This window comes from Salinicoccus carnicancri Crm, assembly GCF_000330705.1.
Lineage (GTDB): Bacteria > Bacillota > Bacilli > Staphylococcales > Salinicoccaceae > Salinicoccus > Salinicoccus carnicancri.
The window spans coordinates 733260-749797 of sequence record NZ_ANAM01000008.1 but is presented as its reverse complement, the minus strand read 5'-3'; the positions used below and the strand labels follow the sequence as shown (position 1 = coordinate 749797).

The following is a 16538-nucleotide window of genomic DNA, read 5'->3' as shown; positions in this document are numbered from 1 at the left end:
ACTTTATAATGGAATAACCAATAAATTTCGGAGGTGCCTGATTAATGAAATATTTTATTGATACAGCGAATATGGATGAAATTGAAGAAATAAATGAGTGGGGTGTACTGGCCGGTGTCACGACCAACCCTTCACTTGTCGCCAAGGAGAAAGGGATCTCTTTCCATGACCGTCTCGTTGAAATATGCGAGCTTGTCGGCGGTCCGGTCAGCGGAGAGGTCATCGCACTCGATGCGGAGGGCATGATTTCCGAAGGAAGGGAGCTTGCCAGGCTCCATCAGCATATCGTCGTTAAGATTCCCATGACTGCAGAGGGCATGAAAGCTGTCAAAGTACTTGCATCAGAGGGTATCAAAACGAATGTCACGCTTGTTTTCAATACAGTTCAGGCGCTGACTGCAGCACGCGCCGGTGCGACTTATGTATCACCTTTCATCGGAAGGCTGGATGACATCGGTCTGGAAGGGCTGGACCTGATTGAAGATATCCATTACATTTTTACGCTTCACGAAATAGATACGGAAATCATCGCGGCATCGATCAGGGATGAAGGACATATCCACGGTGCTGCGCTGCGTGGTGCGGACATTGCGACGATTCCGTACAAAGTGCTGAAGAAACTCACCAGGCATCCTCTTACAGACAAAGGGATCGACCAGTTCTTAAACGACTGGAACAGCATCAAGGACCAATAGACGGGGCTACCGTATAAGGAGAAGGATTATGGGTAAAGAAGTGATAAAAGTCAGGGGAGGCAGGACCCTCTCCGGCGAAGTCGAAATCAGCGGTGCAAAGAACAGTGCAGTAGCACTCATCCCTGCGTCACTGATGGCTGGAAAAGGAGAGGTGGTGCTAGAGGGGCTTCCGGAAATCTCGGATGTCGGGACATTGATGAGCCTTCTGAATGACCTCAATATAAAAACGGACCTCGACGGTACTGTGCTGAAAATCAATGCTGAAGAGGCTGAGAATATGCCACTGCCGAACACAAAGGTGCAGTCATTGCGTGCCTCCTATTATATGATGGGGGCAATGCTTGCACGTTTCAAGAAATGTGTGATCGGCCTGCCGGGAGGGTGCCCGCTCGGCCCGCGTCCGATCGATCAGCACATCAAAGGATTCGAAGCACTCGGTGCCAAAGTGACCAATGAGCACGGGGCGATGTATCTGGTGGCTGAAGAATTGAAGGGTACAAAGATCTTCTTCGATGTGGTGTCCGTCGGCGCAACAATCAACCTGATGATTGCGGCCAGTTGCGCCAAAGGGCGCACGGTCCTTGAAAACGTGGCGAAAGAACCGGAGATCGTGGATGTGGCCTCCCTGCTGAACAATATGGGAGCGGATGTACGTGGAGCAGGTACGGACACTATCAAGATCAACGGTGTCGAAGAATTGCATGGTACTACACACAATATCATCCCCGACAGGATCGAAGCCGGTACCTACATGATTGCGGGTGCAGCTGCAGGGGACAGTTTCACCGTCCGCAATATCATTCCGACACACATGGAGTCACTGACTGCAAAGCTTGAGGAGCTAGGTGTAAAGATTAAAATCGGGGATGACTACGCAACGATTACAAAACCCGATGAATACAGGCCGGTGTCGGTGAAGACCCAGGTCTATCCCGGGTTTGCCACAGATCTCCAGCAGCCGCTCACCCCATTGTTGTTCAAAGCGGATGGCGTGAGTAAAATAACAGAAACAATCTATCCGGCGAGGTTCCGGCACGTCGATGAATTGAACCGGATGGACGGCAAAATTGAGCAGAAAGGCGGTTCGGCGCTTGTCTATCCGTCAGAACTCAAAGGTGCAGATGTCTATGCAAGCGACCTGAGGGCGGGGGCCTGCCTCCTCATCTCCGGCCTGCTTGCCGACGGGATCACTACAATCCATAACGTCAGCCATATCGACCGCGGCTATACGGACATCGTCAGGAAACTGGATATACTCGGTGCTGATATATGGCGTGAGGAAATCTCCGGGGACTGATCATGAACTGCCGGCTCACTTTGGATGAGCCGGCAGTTTTTGTATAAATTTTGTCCATCTCCACCACTTCTTTCATTTTAAATGTTTATGGTGTAGAATATGAAATTGTCAAAAACTCAAAAGTTTCCACTTGTTTAAAACCTCTGGATTATCCGAGGGTCCCTACTATATGAAAGTGAAGTGAATTTATGGCAGAGCGAGAAAAGAAAGGGTTGAAATATGAATCCTTTGATGCACTCTATAAAAAGAACAATACGAAAGAACTGACAGCACGTGCCAAAGAATTGGGACTCACCAATTACAGCCGGCTTAATAAAAAAGAGCTGGTCCTGGCAATAATGGAAGCCGAAATGGAAAAGGAAGGCAACTATTACATGGAAGGGGTTCTGGATGATATCCAGCAGGACGGCTACGGATTCCTGAGAACAGTGAACTTCTCAAAAGGGGAGAAGGATATCTACATCTCGGCATCACAGATCCGCAGATTCGAACTGAAAAAAGGTGACAAGGTCACCGGCAAGGTACGCCGTCCCAAAGACAGCGAAAAATATTACGGACTGCTGCAGGTCGATTTCATAAACGACCAGAACGCAGAAGATGTGAAGAAAAGACCCCATTTCCAGGCACTGACTCCGCTCTATCCAGATACACGCATCCATCTGGAAAATAAATCGAATGATCTGTCCACACGCATAATGGACCTCGTCACCCCGATCGGTTTTGGTCAGCGTGGTATGATCGTTGCCCCGCCAAAAGCAGGTAAGACTTCTTTGCTTAAGGAAATCGCCAATGCAATCACTGAAAATCATCCGAATGCGAAACTGTTTATACTGCTGATCGGGGAACGTCCCGAAGAGGTGACGGATCTTGAACGTTCGGTTGAAGATGCCGAAGTGGTCCATTCTACCTTTGACGAACCGCCGGAACACCATGTGAAAGTTGCTGAACTGCTGCTCGAACGCACGAAAAGGCTTGTGGAAATGGGGGAGGATGTCATTGTTCTGATGGATTCCATCACAAGGCTTGCCCGTGCATATAACCTGGTGATCCCTCCGAGCGGCAGGACACTCTCCGGTGGATTGGACCCCGCAAGCCTGCACCGTCCGAAACATTTCTTCGGTGCCGCGCGTAACATCGAGGCGGGTGGAAGCCTGACGATCCTATCCACAGCACTCGTGGATACCGGAAGCCGCATGGATGACGTCATCTATGAGGAGTTCAAAGGGACCGGAAACATGGAACTTCATCTGGACCGGAACCTGAGCGAGCGCCGCATCTATCCGGCGATCGATATCAGACGCTCCAGCACAAGGAAGGAAGAACTGCTGCTTGATAAAAAAGCGCTCGATGTACTCTGGCAGTTGAGAAATCTGTTCACTGATGCACCGGACTTCACTGAAAGGTTCCTCAGGATATTGAAGCAGACGAAGACCAACGAAGAGTTTTTCGATGTTCTGAGGCAGCGTATGCTGTCTTCCCAGAATACAGGGAAACCAGTCATTTAAAAGAAAAATGCATCCCTTGATTTTTTACACTGCAGGGTGTATAATATATTAATGTCGAAGTGGCGGCTGCCACTAATCAACTCTGTTCCAGATGGTTCAGGGCAAAGGAGCTGAAAGTAATGAAACAAGCAATTCATCCGGAATATAACAAAGTCAAAGTTGTATGCTCTTGCGGTAACGAATTCGAAACAGGTTCAGTAAACAACGAGGACATCAAAGTAGAAGTATGCTCTGAATGCCATCCATTCTACACTGGACGTCAGAAATTCGCATCTGCAGATGGCCGTGTTGAGAGATTCAACAAAAAATTCGGTTTCAAAAGCGCAAACGAATAATAGCGGAAATGACTGCATTGAAGTTGTACTTCAATGCAGTTTTTTTATGTCTGAAATATGATATAATTAACAGGATTAAAGGACGAAAAAGGTGAAAATTTATGTATGATCAACTTGAAATCATAGAAAATCGTTACGAGCAGCTGAATGAACTGCTGAGTGATCCCGATGTAGTCAGTGATTCAGATAAGCTGAGGGAGTATTCCAAGGAACAGAGCGATCTTCAGAAAACTGTGGATATATACAGGGAATATAAGCTTCAGAAGGAAACGATTGAAGAGTCCGAAGAGATGATGAATGAAACTGATGATAAAGAAATGATCGATATGCTCAAAGAGGAACTTTCGGGAGCGAAATCCCGTATTCCAGAACTGGAGGAAAAACTGAAGCTTGAACTCATCCCTAAAGATCCGAATGATGATAAGAATGTCATCATGGAAATCCGTGGTGCTGCAGGCGGCGACGAGGCGCAGATTTTTGCGGGTAACCTGTTCAGGATGTATTCAAGGTTTGCTGAAGACCAGGGGTGGAAAACGGAAGTCGTCGAAGCACATTCGAACGATCAGGGTGGCTACAAGGAGATCAGTTTCCTGATCCAGGGACAGGGTGCATTCTCAAAGCTGAAATATGAGAATGGTGCACACCGTGTGCAGCGCGTGCCCGAGACGGAATCAGGAGGGCGTATCCACACTTCGACCGCAACAGTTGCGGTTTTGCCGGAAGTTGAAGATGTCGAAGTGGATATCCGCAATGAAGACCTGAAAATCGATACGTACCGTTCAAGCGGTGCGGGCGGTCAGCACGTCAATACGACCGATTCCGCCGTCAGGATTACACATCTCCCGACAGGAGTGGTCGTGACATCGCAGGATGAAAAATCCCAGATCAAGAACCGTGAGCGCGCGATGAAGGTGCTGAAGGCGCGCATATATGATCTGAAAGAGCAGGAAGCCCATGCGGAATATGCAGAAAAGAGGAAAAGTGCTGTAGGGACCGGGGATCGCTCGGAACGTATCAGGACATACAACTATCCTCAGAACCGTGTTACAGACCACCGCATCGGACTGACCATACAGAAGCTCGATCAGATTATTGAAGGGAAAATTGATGAAGTGATCGATGCGCTGACCATCGAGGAACAGACAAGTAAACTGGAAGAGTTGAACAATGCAACACTATAGTTACAAAAAAATGATCAAAGAGGCGGAAGCCTCTTTAATTTTATCTCACAGAGAACCGAGGATTGCGTCACTTCTGCTGGAGGATCTCTTCGGTATCGACCGCACATATCTTATGCTGCACGGTGATGAGGAAGTCCCGGGGGAGCGGCGCAGGAAATTTGAAAAGGCGGTCACAAGGGCTGCCGCCGGCGAGCCATATCAATATGTGACAGGCTTCTGCTGGTTCTACGGATATAAAATGAAAGTGGATGGAAATACGCTGATCCCGAGGAATGAAACAGAGGAACTGGTTGAGTTTGTGCTGCATCAGGAGCCCGACGACGGCAGGACTGTTGCGGATATCGGGACGGGTACAGGTGCCATCGGTCTCCTGCTGCAAAAACACTGGGACAAAAACCGGGTGGTGCTGACGGATGTATCGCCTGGTGCGCTTGAAGTGGCAGAGGAGAATGCGGAAGAGTTGGGGGTGTCGCCGGAAATTTTTTGCGGGAGTCTGTTTGAACCGTTGACAGAGAGAGGAATAATGGTTGACTGCATCGTGTCTAATCCTCCATATATAGCGTATGATGAAAAAGGTGAGATGGATGCTTCTGTCTACCGGCATGAACCGCATCTGGCACTATTTGCGGATGACAGAGGCCTGGCACTATATAAAAAGATGATAGACGGACTGCCCGCTGTACTGGCCAAGGGCGGCACAGTCTATTTTGAGATTGGCTGGCGGCAGTACACGGCGCTCAGCAGCTATATCAGAAAGGTCTGGCCGAAGACCCGGCCACAGCTTAAAAAAGATATGAATGGGCAGGACAGGATACTTTTTTTCAGGTGGGAGGATTGAAAATGGATACAAAAGTTTGGGAAATCTATATCGACCAGCTAAAAGACAAGAGCACAAGAGAGAAACTAGATGAAATCAGAACAGCTTTTACCTATGGTGAAGTTGTCGGTATTCCCACCGAAACAGTATACGGCCTCGCAGGGGATGCGAGAAACTCTGAAGCCATCCATAAAATATTTTCGGCAAAAGGACGCCCCGGCGACAACCCGCTCATCGTCCACATACACAGCATGGAACAACTGAAAGACTTTACAGAGCCGCTCGACCCCAAAGTCCAGTCCCTGATGAACCATTTCTGGCCGGGGCCGATCTCATTCATACTTCCGTTGAAGGGCAGCATGCTCGCAGGCAATACTGTAGCGGAGCTGAACTCTGTGGCTGTGAGGATGCCGAGCCACCCCGTGGGTCATGCGATACTTGAGCACGTTGGATTCCCGCTCGCGGCGCCGAGTGCAAATCTGAGCGGCAAACCATCACCCACAGAGTACCGGCATGTTATTGATGATTTGAACAGAAAAGTATACGGTGTCGTGGAAAGTGATCCGGCGACATACGGCCTGGAGAGTACGGTCCTCGACTGCACGCAGTATCCCTACCGTGTAGCAAGGCCGGGCAGCATCACCAAGGAGGAGCTTGAAAATGTGCTGAAGGAAACAGTGGACCGGCATGTCTCAGATTCAGAGAAACCGATATCCCCGGGCATGAAATATAAGCATTATGCCCCCCGCCAGCCCCTTGCAGTCCTCGAGGGCGGTCTGAAGAACAATACGCATATTGAAGCGGGTGACGATAAAAAAGTAGGGATCATCGCTCCCGAGAACTGCAGGAGCTTCATTCCGGAAGGGTCCTATTTCATAAGCCTCTGTTCGCACGATGAAAATTACCGGGAGGCGGCAAGGAACCTCTATGCCGCACTCAGGCGGATGGATAAATCAGATGTCGATCTTATCTATATACACGGTTTCCCCAAAAATGATGAAACTGAGGCGCTGATGAACCGGATATACAAGGCGGCGGGGGACGAAGTGATTAAGGATGATCATCTATGAAGATAGTATTCATATGTACCGGGAATACATGCAGAAGCCCGCTTGCTGAAAGCTACGCCAGGACAAAATTTGAGGGTGGAGAGTTTGAATCGCGGGGACTGATGGTGTTTTCCGGTAAAACAAGCAGTGAGACTATTGATATAATCGAACGTGAGTCGCTTGTACCGCCTTCCCTCCCTTCACAGCTGAGGCCGGAAGATGTAAAGGACAGCCTGCTTCTCACCATGACTGAAGAACACAAGATGATGGTCATACAGCGCTATCCGGGTGCGGACGTGAGGATGATCAGTGAATTTGCGGAAGGGACAAAAAAACCGATATCGGATCCCTATGGCAGGTCTGTGAAGGAATACGAATTAGTGTACAATCAACTTAAGTCATATATCGATAAATTTAATCTGTAGAAATTTATAAATTATTTGGCTGCGTGCATATTTGATATATAATATCAGCAAAGAGGTGGATTTATGAAAATTGTCATTGCTTCGGATCACGGTGGTATAAATCTCAAAAGGACGATTGTTGAAGCCCTTGTGCAAAAAGGTGTCGACATTACGGATTTCGGTCCGGATTCAAGTGAATCTGTTGACTATCCTGATTACGCAAAACCGGTCGCGGAGAAAGTTGCAGACGGTGATTTTGACCGCGGAATCCTCATCTGCGGCACAGGCATAGGGATGAGCATAGCGGCGAATAAAGTAAAGGGCATCCGCTGTGCCCTTGTACACGACAGCTTTTCGGCAAAAGCAACAAGACAGCATAACAACTCGAATATGCTGGCTATGGGGGAGAGAGTGATCGGCTCCGGGCTGGCGAATGATATTGTCGATATTTGGCTGAATACTGAATATGAAGGTGGCAGGCATGAACGGAGAGTTTGCAAGATTGAAGAATGATATCGATGCTTTGATTGAAAATCTTGAAGATGCAGATTTTTTTGTTCCGGGAGAAGACCTGCTCATCGGATGCTCGACATCCGAAGTGATCGGTCACCACATCGGAAAGCACAGCTCGATGGAAGTCGCGGAACTGATATTTGATGCGTTTAGCGAAGTTGCAGCAAAGTTTGAGATCAACATCATGTTCCAGGGGTGCGAACATATCAACCGTGCCGTGACCCTTGACCGGGGTGTTGCAAAAAAACGAGGTTACGAGATTGTAAATGTCGTGCCGCACAGGAGAGCCGGGGGGAGCCTGAGTGAATACGCCTATGAGCACCTGGGCAACCCGGCAGTCGTCGAGCATGTGACGGCTGACCGCGGCATTGACATTGGACAGACATTGATCGGCATGCATGTGCGCCATGTCGCTGTTCCGTTCAGGACGGAGCAGAAGACGGTGGGCAGCGCGAATGTAACCATAGCATTTTCCAGACCGAAATTAATTGGTGGGCCAAGAGCGCACTATTAATAATAAATTTCAAGTTCTAAGGAGAGAGAATATGTCACATATCGAGTCACAGGACCCAAAACTTTTTGAAGCGATGGAATCGGAGTTTGATCGTCAGAACAATAATATTGAATTGATTGCATCGGAGAACTTTGTATCAAAAGCTGTTTTCGAAGCACAAGGTTCAACATTGACCAACAAATACGCAGAAGGCTACCCGCATAAGCGCTATTACGGCGGCTGTGAACATGTGGATGTAGTCGAGGACCTTGCACGTGAACGTGCAAAAGAACTATTTGGAGCAGACCATGCCAATGTGCAGCCGCACTCCGGATCACAGGCAAATATGGCTGTTTACTTCTCAGTGCTTGAGCCGGGGGATACAGTGCTCGGTATGAAACTGGATCATGGCGGACATCTCACACACGGAAGTCCGGTCAACTTCAGCGGTAAACTTTTCAACTTTGTCGATTACGGAGTGAAAGAGGAAGATGAACAGATCGATTATGCGGATGTGCTCGCGAAGGCGAAGGAGCACCAGCCGAAAATGATTGTTGCCGGTGCAAGTGCTTATTCAACAGCAATCGATTTCAGCAAGTTCCGTGCAATTGCAGATGAAGTCGGTGCCTATCTGATGGTGGATATGGCACATATCGCCGGACTGGTTGCAGCAGGCATTCATCCGAATCCGGTACCGCATGCAGATTTCGTCACTTCCACAACACATAAGACGCTGAGAGGACCACGCGGCGGGCTGATTCTCACAAAAGATGAGTTTGCCAAGAAAATTGACAAAAATATCTTTCCGGGTATCCAGGGGGGGCCGCTGATGCACGTCATTGCAGCGAAAGCTGTAGCGTTTGGCGAAGCATTGAACCCTGACTTCAAAGTCTACCAGGAACAGGTCATCAAAAATGCCCGTACGCTTGCTGATAGGCTGACGGAGAAAGGGCTGCGCGTTGTCTCCGGCGGCACGGATACACATCTCCTGCTCGTTGATGTGAAGACATTCGGCCTGACAGGCAAGCAGGCGGAGGAAGCGTTGGATGAAGTCGGCATCACCTGCAACAAGAACACGATTCCTTTTGATGAGGAATCCCCGTTTGTCACAAGCGGTATCCGTCTCGGTACACCGGCGATGACAACGCGCGGTTTCAATGAGGATGACATGAGAGAAGTGGCAGACCTTATGGCAGAAGTGCTTACTGCTGTCAAAAATGGCCAGGAGTTCGCTGAACTCAAAGACAGAGTATCCGCTCTGACCGGCAAATACCCACTATACCAATAAAAAGGATGCCGGAATAAGATCACTTATTCCGGCACAATTGAGAAGACAGGAGGGACACTATGTCCAAAGTGCAAGTAATGGACCACCCGTTGATCCAGCACAAAATGAGTTATATCCGTGATGAGAAGACATCTACAAAGGAGTTCAGGGAACTTGTCGATGAAGTCGGTATGCTGATGGCATATGAAGTGACGCGTGATCTGTCACTGGAGGATGTCAAGGTGGACACCCCCGTTCAGAGGACGACGGCAAAAAGGCTGAGCGGCAAAAAGCTGGGGATTGTTCCCATACTCCGTGCCGGTCTTGGAATGCAGGAGGGTATACTGAAGCTGATACCTTCTGCCCGGGTGGGGCATATCGGACTGTACCGAGATCCTGAGACGCTGGAAGCAATCGAATACTATGCCAAATTCCCGGGCGACATCGAAGAGAGGGACATTTTTGTCATCGATCCGATGCTCGCAACCGGAGCGTCTGCAGTTGAGGCGATTACAGCAGTGAAAAAGCGCGGCGCAACAAAAGTCAGGTTCATCTGCCTGATCGCAGCGCCTGAAGGTGTCGAGGTATTGAAGGAGGCCCATCCCGATGTGGACATATACATTGCTGCACTGGATGAGAAACTGAATGAGAAAAGTTACATTGTACCTGGACTTGGAGACGCCGGAGACAGACTTTTCGGAACAAAATAGGACCAACAAGGAGAAAAAGAATGAAGAAAATCATGACAATCTTTGGTACACGCCCTGAAGCCATCAAAATGGCCCCGCTTGTACTGGAACTGGAAAAAGACCCGGAGCTTGAGCCGATCGTGGTAGTGACGGCGCAGCACAGGGAGATGCTGGATCAGGTGATGGATATTTTTGGAATCACTGCTGATTTCGACCTCAATATCATGAAACAGGGACAGACGCTCTCTGAAGTGACTGGAAGGGTGATTGAAGGTCTGGAATCTGTTATCAAGGAAGCAGAGCCGGATATGATTCTGGTCCACGGGGACACGACTACCACTTTCGCCGGCAGTCTGGCGGCATTTTATAACGAAGTCGATATCGGGCATGTTGAAGCGGGGCTCAGGACCTATAACAAATATTCTCCATTCCCTGAAGAGATGAACCGTCAGATGACGGGCGTGCTTGCAGACCTTCATTTCTCCCCGACAGATCAATCGAGGGAAAACCTGCTTAAAGAGAACAAGGACGAAACTTATATTTCTGTTACAGGCAATACAGCAATCGATGCACTTAAAACAACCGTCAATGAAGAATACAAAAGTGAAATCATCGAGAAGCATAAGGACAAAAAAGTGATTCTGCTCACCGCGCACAGGCGAGAGAACATCGGCATGCCAATGGAGAACATCTTCAGCGCCGTAAGGGAGATTGTTGAAGAATTCGATGATGTGACAGTCGTCTATCCGATCCACAAAAACCCAAAAGTCCGTGAAATCGCGGCCAAATATCTCTCAGATCATGACCGTATTGAGATCATTGAACCGCTCGATGTATTTGATTTCCACAATTTCGCAGCAAAGAGTCATATCATTCTCACCGATTCTGGCGGGGTACAGGAGGAGGCACCCTCACTCGGCAAACCGGTGCTGGTGCTGAGAGATACGACTGAACGTCCTGAAGGCGTGGAGGCAGGCACATTGAAACTTGCCGGCATCCAGAAAGAAAATATCTACAACATGACAAAAGAACTCCTCACAGAGGATGAGATGTACGAAAGAATGGCTTCGGCTGCGAACCCTTATGGCGACGGCCGCGCTTCGGAACGCATCTGTGAAAACATAAAATATTATTACGAAATACTGAATGAAAAACCGAAAAGTTTCAGAGTGTGAAAAATATGTCAATAATATGTCGGAGACGCCGTCATGACAAATATTTTCGTACATATTATTGACATAAAAAAAGCACTCATATATCATTACAAGAGTAATGTAACGGTTTCCAGACACAGCCGTAAAACACACTAGGAGACAGTGTTGACAGTGCCATTTTTCAGACGATTTTACAGACATTTCCTGAAGTTTTTACTTTTTCCCCTGTTTTTAAGCCTACTCATCTATTTATTTACCAAATCTTCCATTGCAGCCGGGTTCGCCCTTGGCACCATTGCGTCCATTTTCCTGCTGTGGAACTGGTACTACAACCTTGAAAGAGCTTACGGGAGCGAGGGTAAAATAAGAACCGGAACTGTTGCGCGGCTGCTGATTGTAATAGTTACATGTCTTTTCTGGGTGAGATTCCCTGGCGTATTCAGCATTTTCGGTATAGCAGGCGGGCTTCTGCTCAGCTATATCATGATTATTTTCCGTGCGATTAAAGAATTGACGAAGTGAAAGAGGTGAGAAAATGGAACATGGAACTCCGTTATGGACAATTGACGTTTTTGGTTTACCTGTAACATTTGACCTGTCGACATCCCTGATGATCATCGTGTCGTCGTTAATAGTGTTTCTGATTGCATTCTTCATGACAAGGAACATTGCGGTGCGGCCGACAGGAAAAAGCCAGGTACTTATGGAAGTACTGATGAACTTCGTTAAAGGTATCATTTCCGGCAATATGGCGTGGAAACAAGGAGGAAGATTTCACTTCCTGGCCCTGACACTGATTCTTTACATAGCCGTTTCGAACTTCCTCGGACTGCCATTCGCTTTCGTGGCACCTGATGAAAACCACACACTCTGGTGGAAATCGCCAACAGCGGATCCAGCTGTCACACTGACACTGGCAAGTGTGATGATCGTGCTGACACATTATTATGGTGTCAAGATGCGCGGTACGAAAGCATACATCAAATCGTACGCAGAACCTTTTGGATTTATGGTGCCCTTCAAAATACTTGAAGAATTCACATACAACCTGACACTGGGGCTTCGTCTTTACGGTAACATCTATGCAGGTGAGATTCTTCTGGCGTTGCTCACAACAGTCATGATGAGCGGTGCAATAGGCTTTGTCGGAGGGTTTATCCCGATGATGGTCTGGCAAGGCTTCTCAATCTATATCGGTGCAATTCAGGCATTCATCTTTGTTATGTTATCAATGGTCTACCTATCCCATAAAGTTAGCGATGACCATTAATATATAATTTTTAAATATCATTCAAAAATATTAGGAGGAACTATATCTTATGATGAACTTACTCGCAGTAGGTATTGCAGCAGGTCTTGCGGCACTCGGCGCAAGTATCGGTATCGGTCTTATCGTTTCCAAAACAGTAGAAGGGGTTTCACGCCAGCCCGAGGCACGTGGCCCGCTCATGACAGTCATGTTCATCGGTATCGGTGTTGTTGAGGCCGTTCCGATCATCGCGATTGTTATTTCATTCATGCTTATGTTCATGTTCTAAGAATCGTTACATTTGGCGAAGTCTTCTATCAAAGATTTCGCCCTCTTATTATGTCGACTATGAATAAAGAATGAAACTCTCGTGAAAGGAGTGTACATACGTGGAATTTCTTATTTTAGGAGCTGCGGATACAATTCCGACAGCTATCGGAAGCAGTCTGGTACAATTGGTCACTTTCCTGGTCCTTCTCGGAGCCCTTTCCTACTTTGTATGGAAGCCGCTTAAAAAAGTGATGGACGAGAGAGAGAACCTGATCCATACAGAAATTGATGATGCTGAACAGCGCAAGGCTGAAGCAGTACGTCTCAAAGAAGAGAATGAAGCAGTACTGAGAGATACGCAGGCTGAAATCTCTTCTATGATGGACAATGCAAAACAGCAGGCCAAAAAAGAGCAGGAAGCAATCATTCACGATGCCAACACGCGTGCCAACCAGATGATGAACGACGCGAAAGTTGACATCGAAAGGGAAAAAGAAAAAGCAATACGTGATATCAACAGTCAGGTGTCGGAGCTTTCCGTCCTGATTGCAGAGAAGATGATTTCCAAAGAAATCAATCAAGAGGATCAGAAAGATCTTATCTCAAGGTACTTGCAGGAAGCAGGGGATAAATAATGGCAGGTTCAGCACAAAAATATTCCCAGGCGCTTTACAGCAGTGTCTCAGAAGGCGGCCAGCTTGATGAAGTGAAGTCTGATTTCGATGAAGTGATAAAGGCAGTACGGAAAACACCCGATTTCACAGAATTCATGGCCAATCCCAGGATCGCCAAAAATAAGCGCAAAGAAACGGTGGAACAGGCCTTCAGCGGTGTTGTGAAACCACTTTACAATCTTCTGCTGATTCTGTCGGACAGGAATCTTCTGTCTGAAATCGAAGCTGTCCACACCCACTTCACAGAGGCATATAACGCACATTACAACCAGGAGCATGTTGTGATTGAATCAGTATACGAACTTTCTGATGAAGAAATCGATTCCATCGGGAAGGTGTTCATTCGGAAAACTGGTTTTTCCAAACTGCTCATCGAGAATAAAATAAATGAGAAACTGATCGGCGGCATCAGGGTCTTCATCGGAACGAAGGTCTATGATGGTTCCCTGAGAGGACAGCTCGCTGACTTGAAAAACCAGTTCAATGAACGGACTATCAGTTAATTAAGGAGTGATATTTGATGGCAATTAAAGCTGACGAAATAAGCGCTCTTCTTAAAAGCCAGATCGAGAACTATGAAGCGGATATGAAAGTATCCGATGTGGGAACAGTCATCCAGGTTGGTGACGGTATCGCACTTGCTCATGGTCTTAATGATGCAATGGCTGGAGAATTGCTTGAATTTCCTAGCGGTGTTCTGGGGCTTGCCCAGAACCTCGAAGAAAACAATATCGGTATCGTAATTCTTGGACCGTATGATGATATCAAAGAAGGCGATGAAGTCAAACGTACAGGGCGCATCATGGAAGTTCCTGTCGGTGAGGAACTCATCGGCCGGGTGCTGAATCCACTTGGACAGCCGATCGACGGCAAAGGGCCGCTGGGCGCCACAAAAACAAGGCCAATCGAAAGCCCGGCAACCGGGGTCATGGACCGTAAATCGGTTGATGAGCCGCTGCAGACCGGGATCAAGGCGATTGACGCACTTGTGCCGATCGGACGCGGACAGCGTGAGCTTATCATCGGTGACAGACAGACAGGTAAGACGACAGTTGCGATCGATACGATCCTGAACCAGAAAGACCAGGACATGATCTGCGTATATGTAGCAATCGGCCAGAAAGAATCCACTGTCCGTGCGACTGTGGAAACACTCCGCAAGAGCGGTGCGCTTGATTACACGATCGTTGTTTCAGCAGGTGCTTCAATGCCTGCACCGATGCTTTATATCGCACCTTATGCTGGTGTGTCCATGGCAGAAGAATTCATGTTCAACGGAAAACATGTACTCATCGTCTATGATGACCTGACCAAACAGGCAGCTGCGTACCGTGAACTGTCACTTCTTCTTCGCCGTCCGCCGGGCCGTGAAGCATACCCGGGTGATGTCTTCTATCTCCACAGCCGTCTGCTCGAACGTGCGGCCAAACTCAACGATGACCTTGGCGGCGGTTCGATCACTGCACTCCCGTTCATTGAAACACAGGCAGGGGATATCAGTGCATTCGTACCGACGAACGTCATCTCGATTACAGATGGACAGATATTCCTGCAGTCGGACCTGTTCTTCTCAGGTGTGCGCCCGGCAATCAACGCCGGACTTTCAGTATCACGTGTCGGCGGTTCTGCGCAGATCAAAGCGATGAAGAAAGTTGCGGGCACACTGCGTCTTGACCTTGCAGCGTTCCGTGAACTTGAATCGTTCGCACAGTTCGGCTCGGACCTTGATGAAGCGACTGCTGCCAAGCTGGCCCGTGGACAGCGTACGGTTGAAGTGCTTAAACAGGGCGAGAACAAGCCGCTGAAAGTAGAGCGTCAGGTAGCAATCCTGTATGCACTTGTCAACGGACATCTCGATGATATCCCTGTTCAGGACATCACGCGTTTCGAAGATGAATTCCTCAGCTGGCTGGATTCCAACAATCAGGAACTGCTGGACGGAATCCGTGATACGAAGCAGCTTCCTGATGATGAAGCGTTTGTAAGCGCGATAAACAGCTTCAAGAAACTATTCAACCCTTCCAAGTAATGAAGGTGAATAATTATTAAGGTGGTGAATTCATGGCTTCAATAAAAGAAATAAAAGGCCGTATCGGATCTACTAAGAAGATGAGTCAGATCACTCGGGCGATGCAGATGGTTGCGAACTCCAAGCTCAAGCGGGCGGAGGAGAACTCCAAGAAGTTCCAGCCATACATGGACAAGATCCAGGAGGCGGTACAGGCCATCGCATCCGGCGACACGACCAGTTCCCACCCTATGCTCGAGGAACGTCCGGTCAAACGTACAGGATATATTGTAATCACGGCGGACAGCGGTCTTGCAGGACCGTACAACGCCAACGTGCTGAAAATGGTGACGAACGAAATAAAAGAACGTCATAACAACAATCCGGACTCCTACGACTTGTTTGTAATCGGAAGCTTGGGTCTCGAGTTCCTGGAGAACCGCGGTTACCCTGTTGCGAATTCACGTACCGGACTGGCGGACCAGCCTGATTTCAGCAGTGTGAAAGAAATTGCACAGCAGGCGGTGTCTTCATTTTCCAGTGAAGAATTTGATGAACTTTATATTGTATATAACCGGTTCATATCTGTTCTGCAGCAGGAAGTCGATATGAGGAAAGTGCTGCCGCTTGCCGACAGTGACCTTTCGAATCAATCACAGGCTTCAAGCCTTTCAACATATGAATTCGAACCGGACAAGGAGTCGATCCTTGAAACGATTCTTCCACAATATGCGGAAAGTCTAATATATGGCGCACTGCTTGATGCCAAGGCAAGTGAACATTCCATGAGAATGACAGCGATGCAGGCTGCAACAGACAACGCCAAAGAATTGGTTGATGATCTTACATTGCAATACAACCGTGCAAGGCAGGCGGCAATCACTCAGGAAATCACTGAAATTGTGGGCGGCGCAGCTGCACTCGAATAAACAAGAATG

Annotated in this window: 20 protein-coding genes; all 20 read left to right on the top strand. The window is 48.1% G+C overall.

Going from position 1 to position 16538, the window contains the following annotated elements; translation table 11 throughout:
• The first annotated feature begins 44 nt into the window (after positions 1 to 44).
• On the top strand, positions 45 to 695 hold the full coding sequence (gene fsa / locus C792_RS0111630) for a fructose-6-phosphate aldolase (protein WP_017549624.1): 651 nt from the start codon (positions 45 to 47) through the stop codon (positions 693 to 695).
• Between the two features lie 28 nt (positions 696 to 723).
• Entirely contained in the window at positions 724 to 1992 is a 1269-nt protein-coding gene (locus tag C792_RS0111625; RefSeq protein WP_017549623.1) for a UDP-N-acetylglucosamine 1-carboxyvinyltransferase, read from the top strand.
• A gap of 188 nt (positions 1993 to 2180) precedes the next feature.
• Entirely contained in the window at positions 2181 to 3497 is a 1317-nt protein-coding gene (gene rho / locus C792_RS0111620) for a transcription termination factor Rho (RefSeq protein ID WP_017549622.1), read from the top strand.
• Positions 3498 to 3616: 119 nt separating this feature from the next.
• Positions 3617 to 3832, top strand: coding sequence for a 50S ribosomal protein L31 (gene rpmE, locus C792_RS0111615; RefSeq protein ID WP_017549621.1), 216 nt, complete (start codon positions 3617 to 3619; stop codon positions 3830 to 3832).
• A gap of 101 nt (positions 3833 to 3933) precedes the next feature.
• Positions 3934 to 5013, top strand: a complete 1080-nt coding sequence (gene prfA / locus C792_RS0111610; RefSeq protein WP_017549620.1) for a peptide chain release factor 1 — start codon at positions 3934 to 3936, stop codon at positions 5011 to 5013.
• On the top strand, positions 5000 to 5851 hold the full coding sequence (gene prmC, locus C792_RS0111605; RefSeq protein ID WP_017549619.1) for a peptide chain release factor N(5)-glutamine methyltransferase: 852 nt from the start codon (positions 5000 to 5002) through the stop codon (positions 5849 to 5851). The genes prfA and prmC overlap by 14 nt, the downstream gene beginning before the upstream one ends.
• A 2-nt stretch (positions 5852 to 5853) precedes the next feature.
• Positions 5854 to 6900, top strand: coding sequence for an L-threonylcarbamoyladenylate synthase (locus C792_RS0111600; protein WP_017549618.1), 1047 nt, complete (start codon positions 5854 to 5856; stop codon positions 6898 to 6900).
• Entirely contained in the window at positions 6897 to 7304 is a 408-nt protein-coding gene (locus C792_RS0111595; protein ID WP_017549617.1) for an arsenate reductase/protein-tyrosine-phosphatase family protein, read from the top strand. The genes C792_RS0111600 and C792_RS0111595 overlap by 4 nt, the downstream gene beginning before the upstream one ends.
• Before the next feature lie 63 nt (positions 7305 to 7367).
• Positions 7368 to 7796: a ribose 5-phosphate isomerase B gene (gene rpiB, locus C792_RS0111590; protein WP_017549616.1), complete on the top strand. Its 429-nt coding sequence runs from the start codon at positions 7368 to 7370 to the stop codon at positions 7794 to 7796.
• Entirely contained in the window at positions 7765 to 8310 is a 546-nt protein-coding gene (locus C792_RS0111585) for a TIGR01440 family protein (RefSeq protein ID WP_017549615.1), read from the top strand. Before rpiB ends, C792_RS0111585 begins: the two co-directional genes overlap by 32 nt.
• Before the next feature lie 31 nt (positions 8311 to 8341).
• On the top strand, positions 8342 to 9577 hold the full coding sequence (glyA, locus tag C792_RS0111580; RefSeq protein ID WP_017549614.1) for a serine hydroxymethyltransferase: 1236 nt from the start codon (positions 8342 to 8344) through the stop codon (positions 9575 to 9577).
• A gap of 59 nt (positions 9578 to 9636) precedes the next feature.
• Positions 9637 to 10266 carry a uracil phosphoribosyltransferase gene (upp, locus tag C792_RS0111575; protein WP_017549613.1) on the top strand — a complete coding sequence of 210 codons (630 nt, stop codon included), beginning with the start codon at positions 9637 to 9639 and terminating at the stop codon, positions 10264 to 10266.
• 20 nt (positions 10267 to 10286) lie between these two features.
• Positions 10287 to 11420 (top strand): non-hydrolyzing UDP-N-acetylglucosamine 2-epimerase, encoded by a 1134-nt coding sequence (gene wecB / locus C792_RS0111570; protein ID WP_017549612.1) that lies wholly within the window; start codon positions 10287 to 10289, stop codon positions 11418 to 11420.
• Between the two features lie 150 nt (positions 11421 to 11570).
• Positions 11571 to 11921 (top strand): hypothetical protein, encoded by a 351-nt coding sequence (locus C792_RS0111565; protein WP_156811688.1) that lies wholly within the window; start codon positions 11571 to 11573, stop codon positions 11919 to 11921.
• Positions 11922 to 11934: 13 nt separating this feature from the next.
• Positions 11935 to 12669, top strand: coding sequence for a F0F1 ATP synthase subunit A (gene atpB / locus C792_RS0111560; RefSeq protein ID WP_017549610.1), 735 nt, complete (start codon positions 11935 to 11937; stop codon positions 12667 to 12669).
• Positions 12670 to 12721: 52 nt separating this feature from the next.
• Positions 12722 to 12937, top strand: a complete 216-nt coding sequence (gene atpE, locus C792_RS0111555) for a F0F1 ATP synthase subunit C (RefSeq protein WP_026090341.1) — start codon at positions 12722 to 12724, stop codon at positions 12935 to 12937.
• A 100-nt stretch (positions 12938 to 13037) separates the two neighbouring features.
• Entirely contained in the window at positions 13038 to 13553 is a 516-nt protein-coding gene (locus C792_RS0111550; protein ID WP_017549608.1) for a F0F1 ATP synthase subunit B, read from the top strand.
• Positions 13553 to 14095 carry an ATP synthase F1 subunit delta gene (gene atpH, locus C792_RS0111545; protein ID WP_017549607.1) on the top strand — a complete coding sequence of 181 codons (543 nt, stop codon included), beginning with the start codon at positions 13553 to 13555 and terminating at the stop codon, positions 14093 to 14095. The genes C792_RS0111550 and atpH overlap by 1 nt, the downstream gene beginning before the upstream one ends.
• 17 nt (positions 14096 to 14112) lie before the next feature.
• Positions 14113 to 15621 (top strand): F0F1 ATP synthase subunit alpha, encoded by a 1509-nt coding sequence (gene atpA, locus C792_RS0111540; protein WP_017549606.1) that lies wholly within the window; start codon positions 14113 to 14115, stop codon positions 15619 to 15621.
• Between the two features lie 32 nt (positions 15622 to 15653).
• Positions 15654 to 16529: an ATP synthase F1 subunit gamma gene (gene atpG / locus C792_RS0111535; protein WP_017549605.1), complete on the top strand. Its 876-nt coding sequence runs from the start codon at positions 15654 to 15656 to the stop codon at positions 16527 to 16529.
• Positions 16530 to 16538: the final 9 nt, after the last annotated feature.

Excerpts from the sequence above, each read along its gene's own strand:
- fsa (WP_017549624.1), top strand. The coding sequence starts at position 45 with ATGAAATATTTTATTGATACAGCGAATATGGATGAAATTGAAGAAATA.
- C792_RS0111625 (WP_017549623.1), top strand. The coding sequence starts at position 724 with ATGGGTAAAGAAGTGATAAAAGTCAGGGGAGGCAGGACCCTCTCCGGC.
- rho (WP_017549622.1), top strand. The coding sequence starts at position 2,181 with ATGGCAGAGCGAGAAAAGAAAGGGTTGAAATATGAATCCTTTGATGCA.
- rpmE (WP_017549621.1), top strand. The coding sequence starts at position 3,617 with ATGAAACAAGCAATTCATCCGGAATATAACAAAGTCAAAGTTGTATGC.
- prfA (WP_017549620.1), top strand. The coding sequence starts at position 3,934 with ATGTATGATCAACTTGAAATCATAGAAAATCGTTACGAGCAGCTGAAT.
- prmC (WP_017549619.1), top strand. The coding sequence starts at position 5,000 with ATGCAACACTATAGTTACAAAAAAATGATCAAAGAGGCGGAAGCCTCT.
- C792_RS0111600 (WP_017549618.1), top strand. The coding sequence starts at position 5,854 with ATGGATACAAAAGTTTGGGAAATCTATATCGACCAGCTAAAAGACAAG.
- C792_RS0111595 (WP_017549617.1), top strand. The coding sequence starts at position 6,897 with ATGAAGATAGTATTCATATGTACCGGGAATACATGCAGAAGCCCGCTT.
- rpiB (WP_017549616.1), top strand. The coding sequence starts at position 7,368 with ATGAAAATTGTCATTGCTTCGGATCACGGTGGTATAAATCTCAAAAGG.
- C792_RS0111585 (WP_017549615.1), top strand. The coding sequence starts at position 7,765 with ATGAACGGAGAGTTTGCAAGATTGAAGAATGATATCGATGCTTTGATT.
- glyA (WP_017549614.1), top strand. The coding sequence starts at position 8,342 with ATGTCACATATCGAGTCACAGGACCCAAAACTTTTTGAAGCGATGGAA.
- upp (WP_017549613.1), top strand. The coding sequence starts at position 9,637 with ATGTCCAAAGTGCAAGTAATGGACCACCCGTTGATCCAGCACAAAATG.
- wecB (WP_017549612.1), top strand. The coding sequence starts at position 10,287 with ATGAAGAAAATCATGACAATCTTTGGTACACGCCCTGAAGCCATCAAA.
- atpB (WP_017549610.1), top strand. The coding sequence starts at position 11,935 with ATGGAACATGGAACTCCGTTATGGACAATTGACGTTTTTGGTTTACCT.
- atpE (WP_026090341.1), top strand. The coding sequence starts at position 12,722 with ATGAACTTACTCGCAGTAGGTATTGCAGCAGGTCTTGCGGCACTCGGC.
- atpH (WP_017549607.1), top strand. The coding sequence starts at position 13,553 with ATGGCAGGTTCAGCACAAAAATATTCCCAGGCGCTTTACAGCAGTGTC.
- atpA (WP_017549606.1), top strand. The coding sequence starts at position 14,113 with ATGGCAATTAAAGCTGACGAAATAAGCGCTCTTCTTAAAAGCCAGATC.
- atpG (WP_017549605.1), top strand. The coding sequence starts at position 15,654 with ATGGCTTCAATAAAAGAAATAAAAGGCCGTATCGGATCTACTAAGAAG.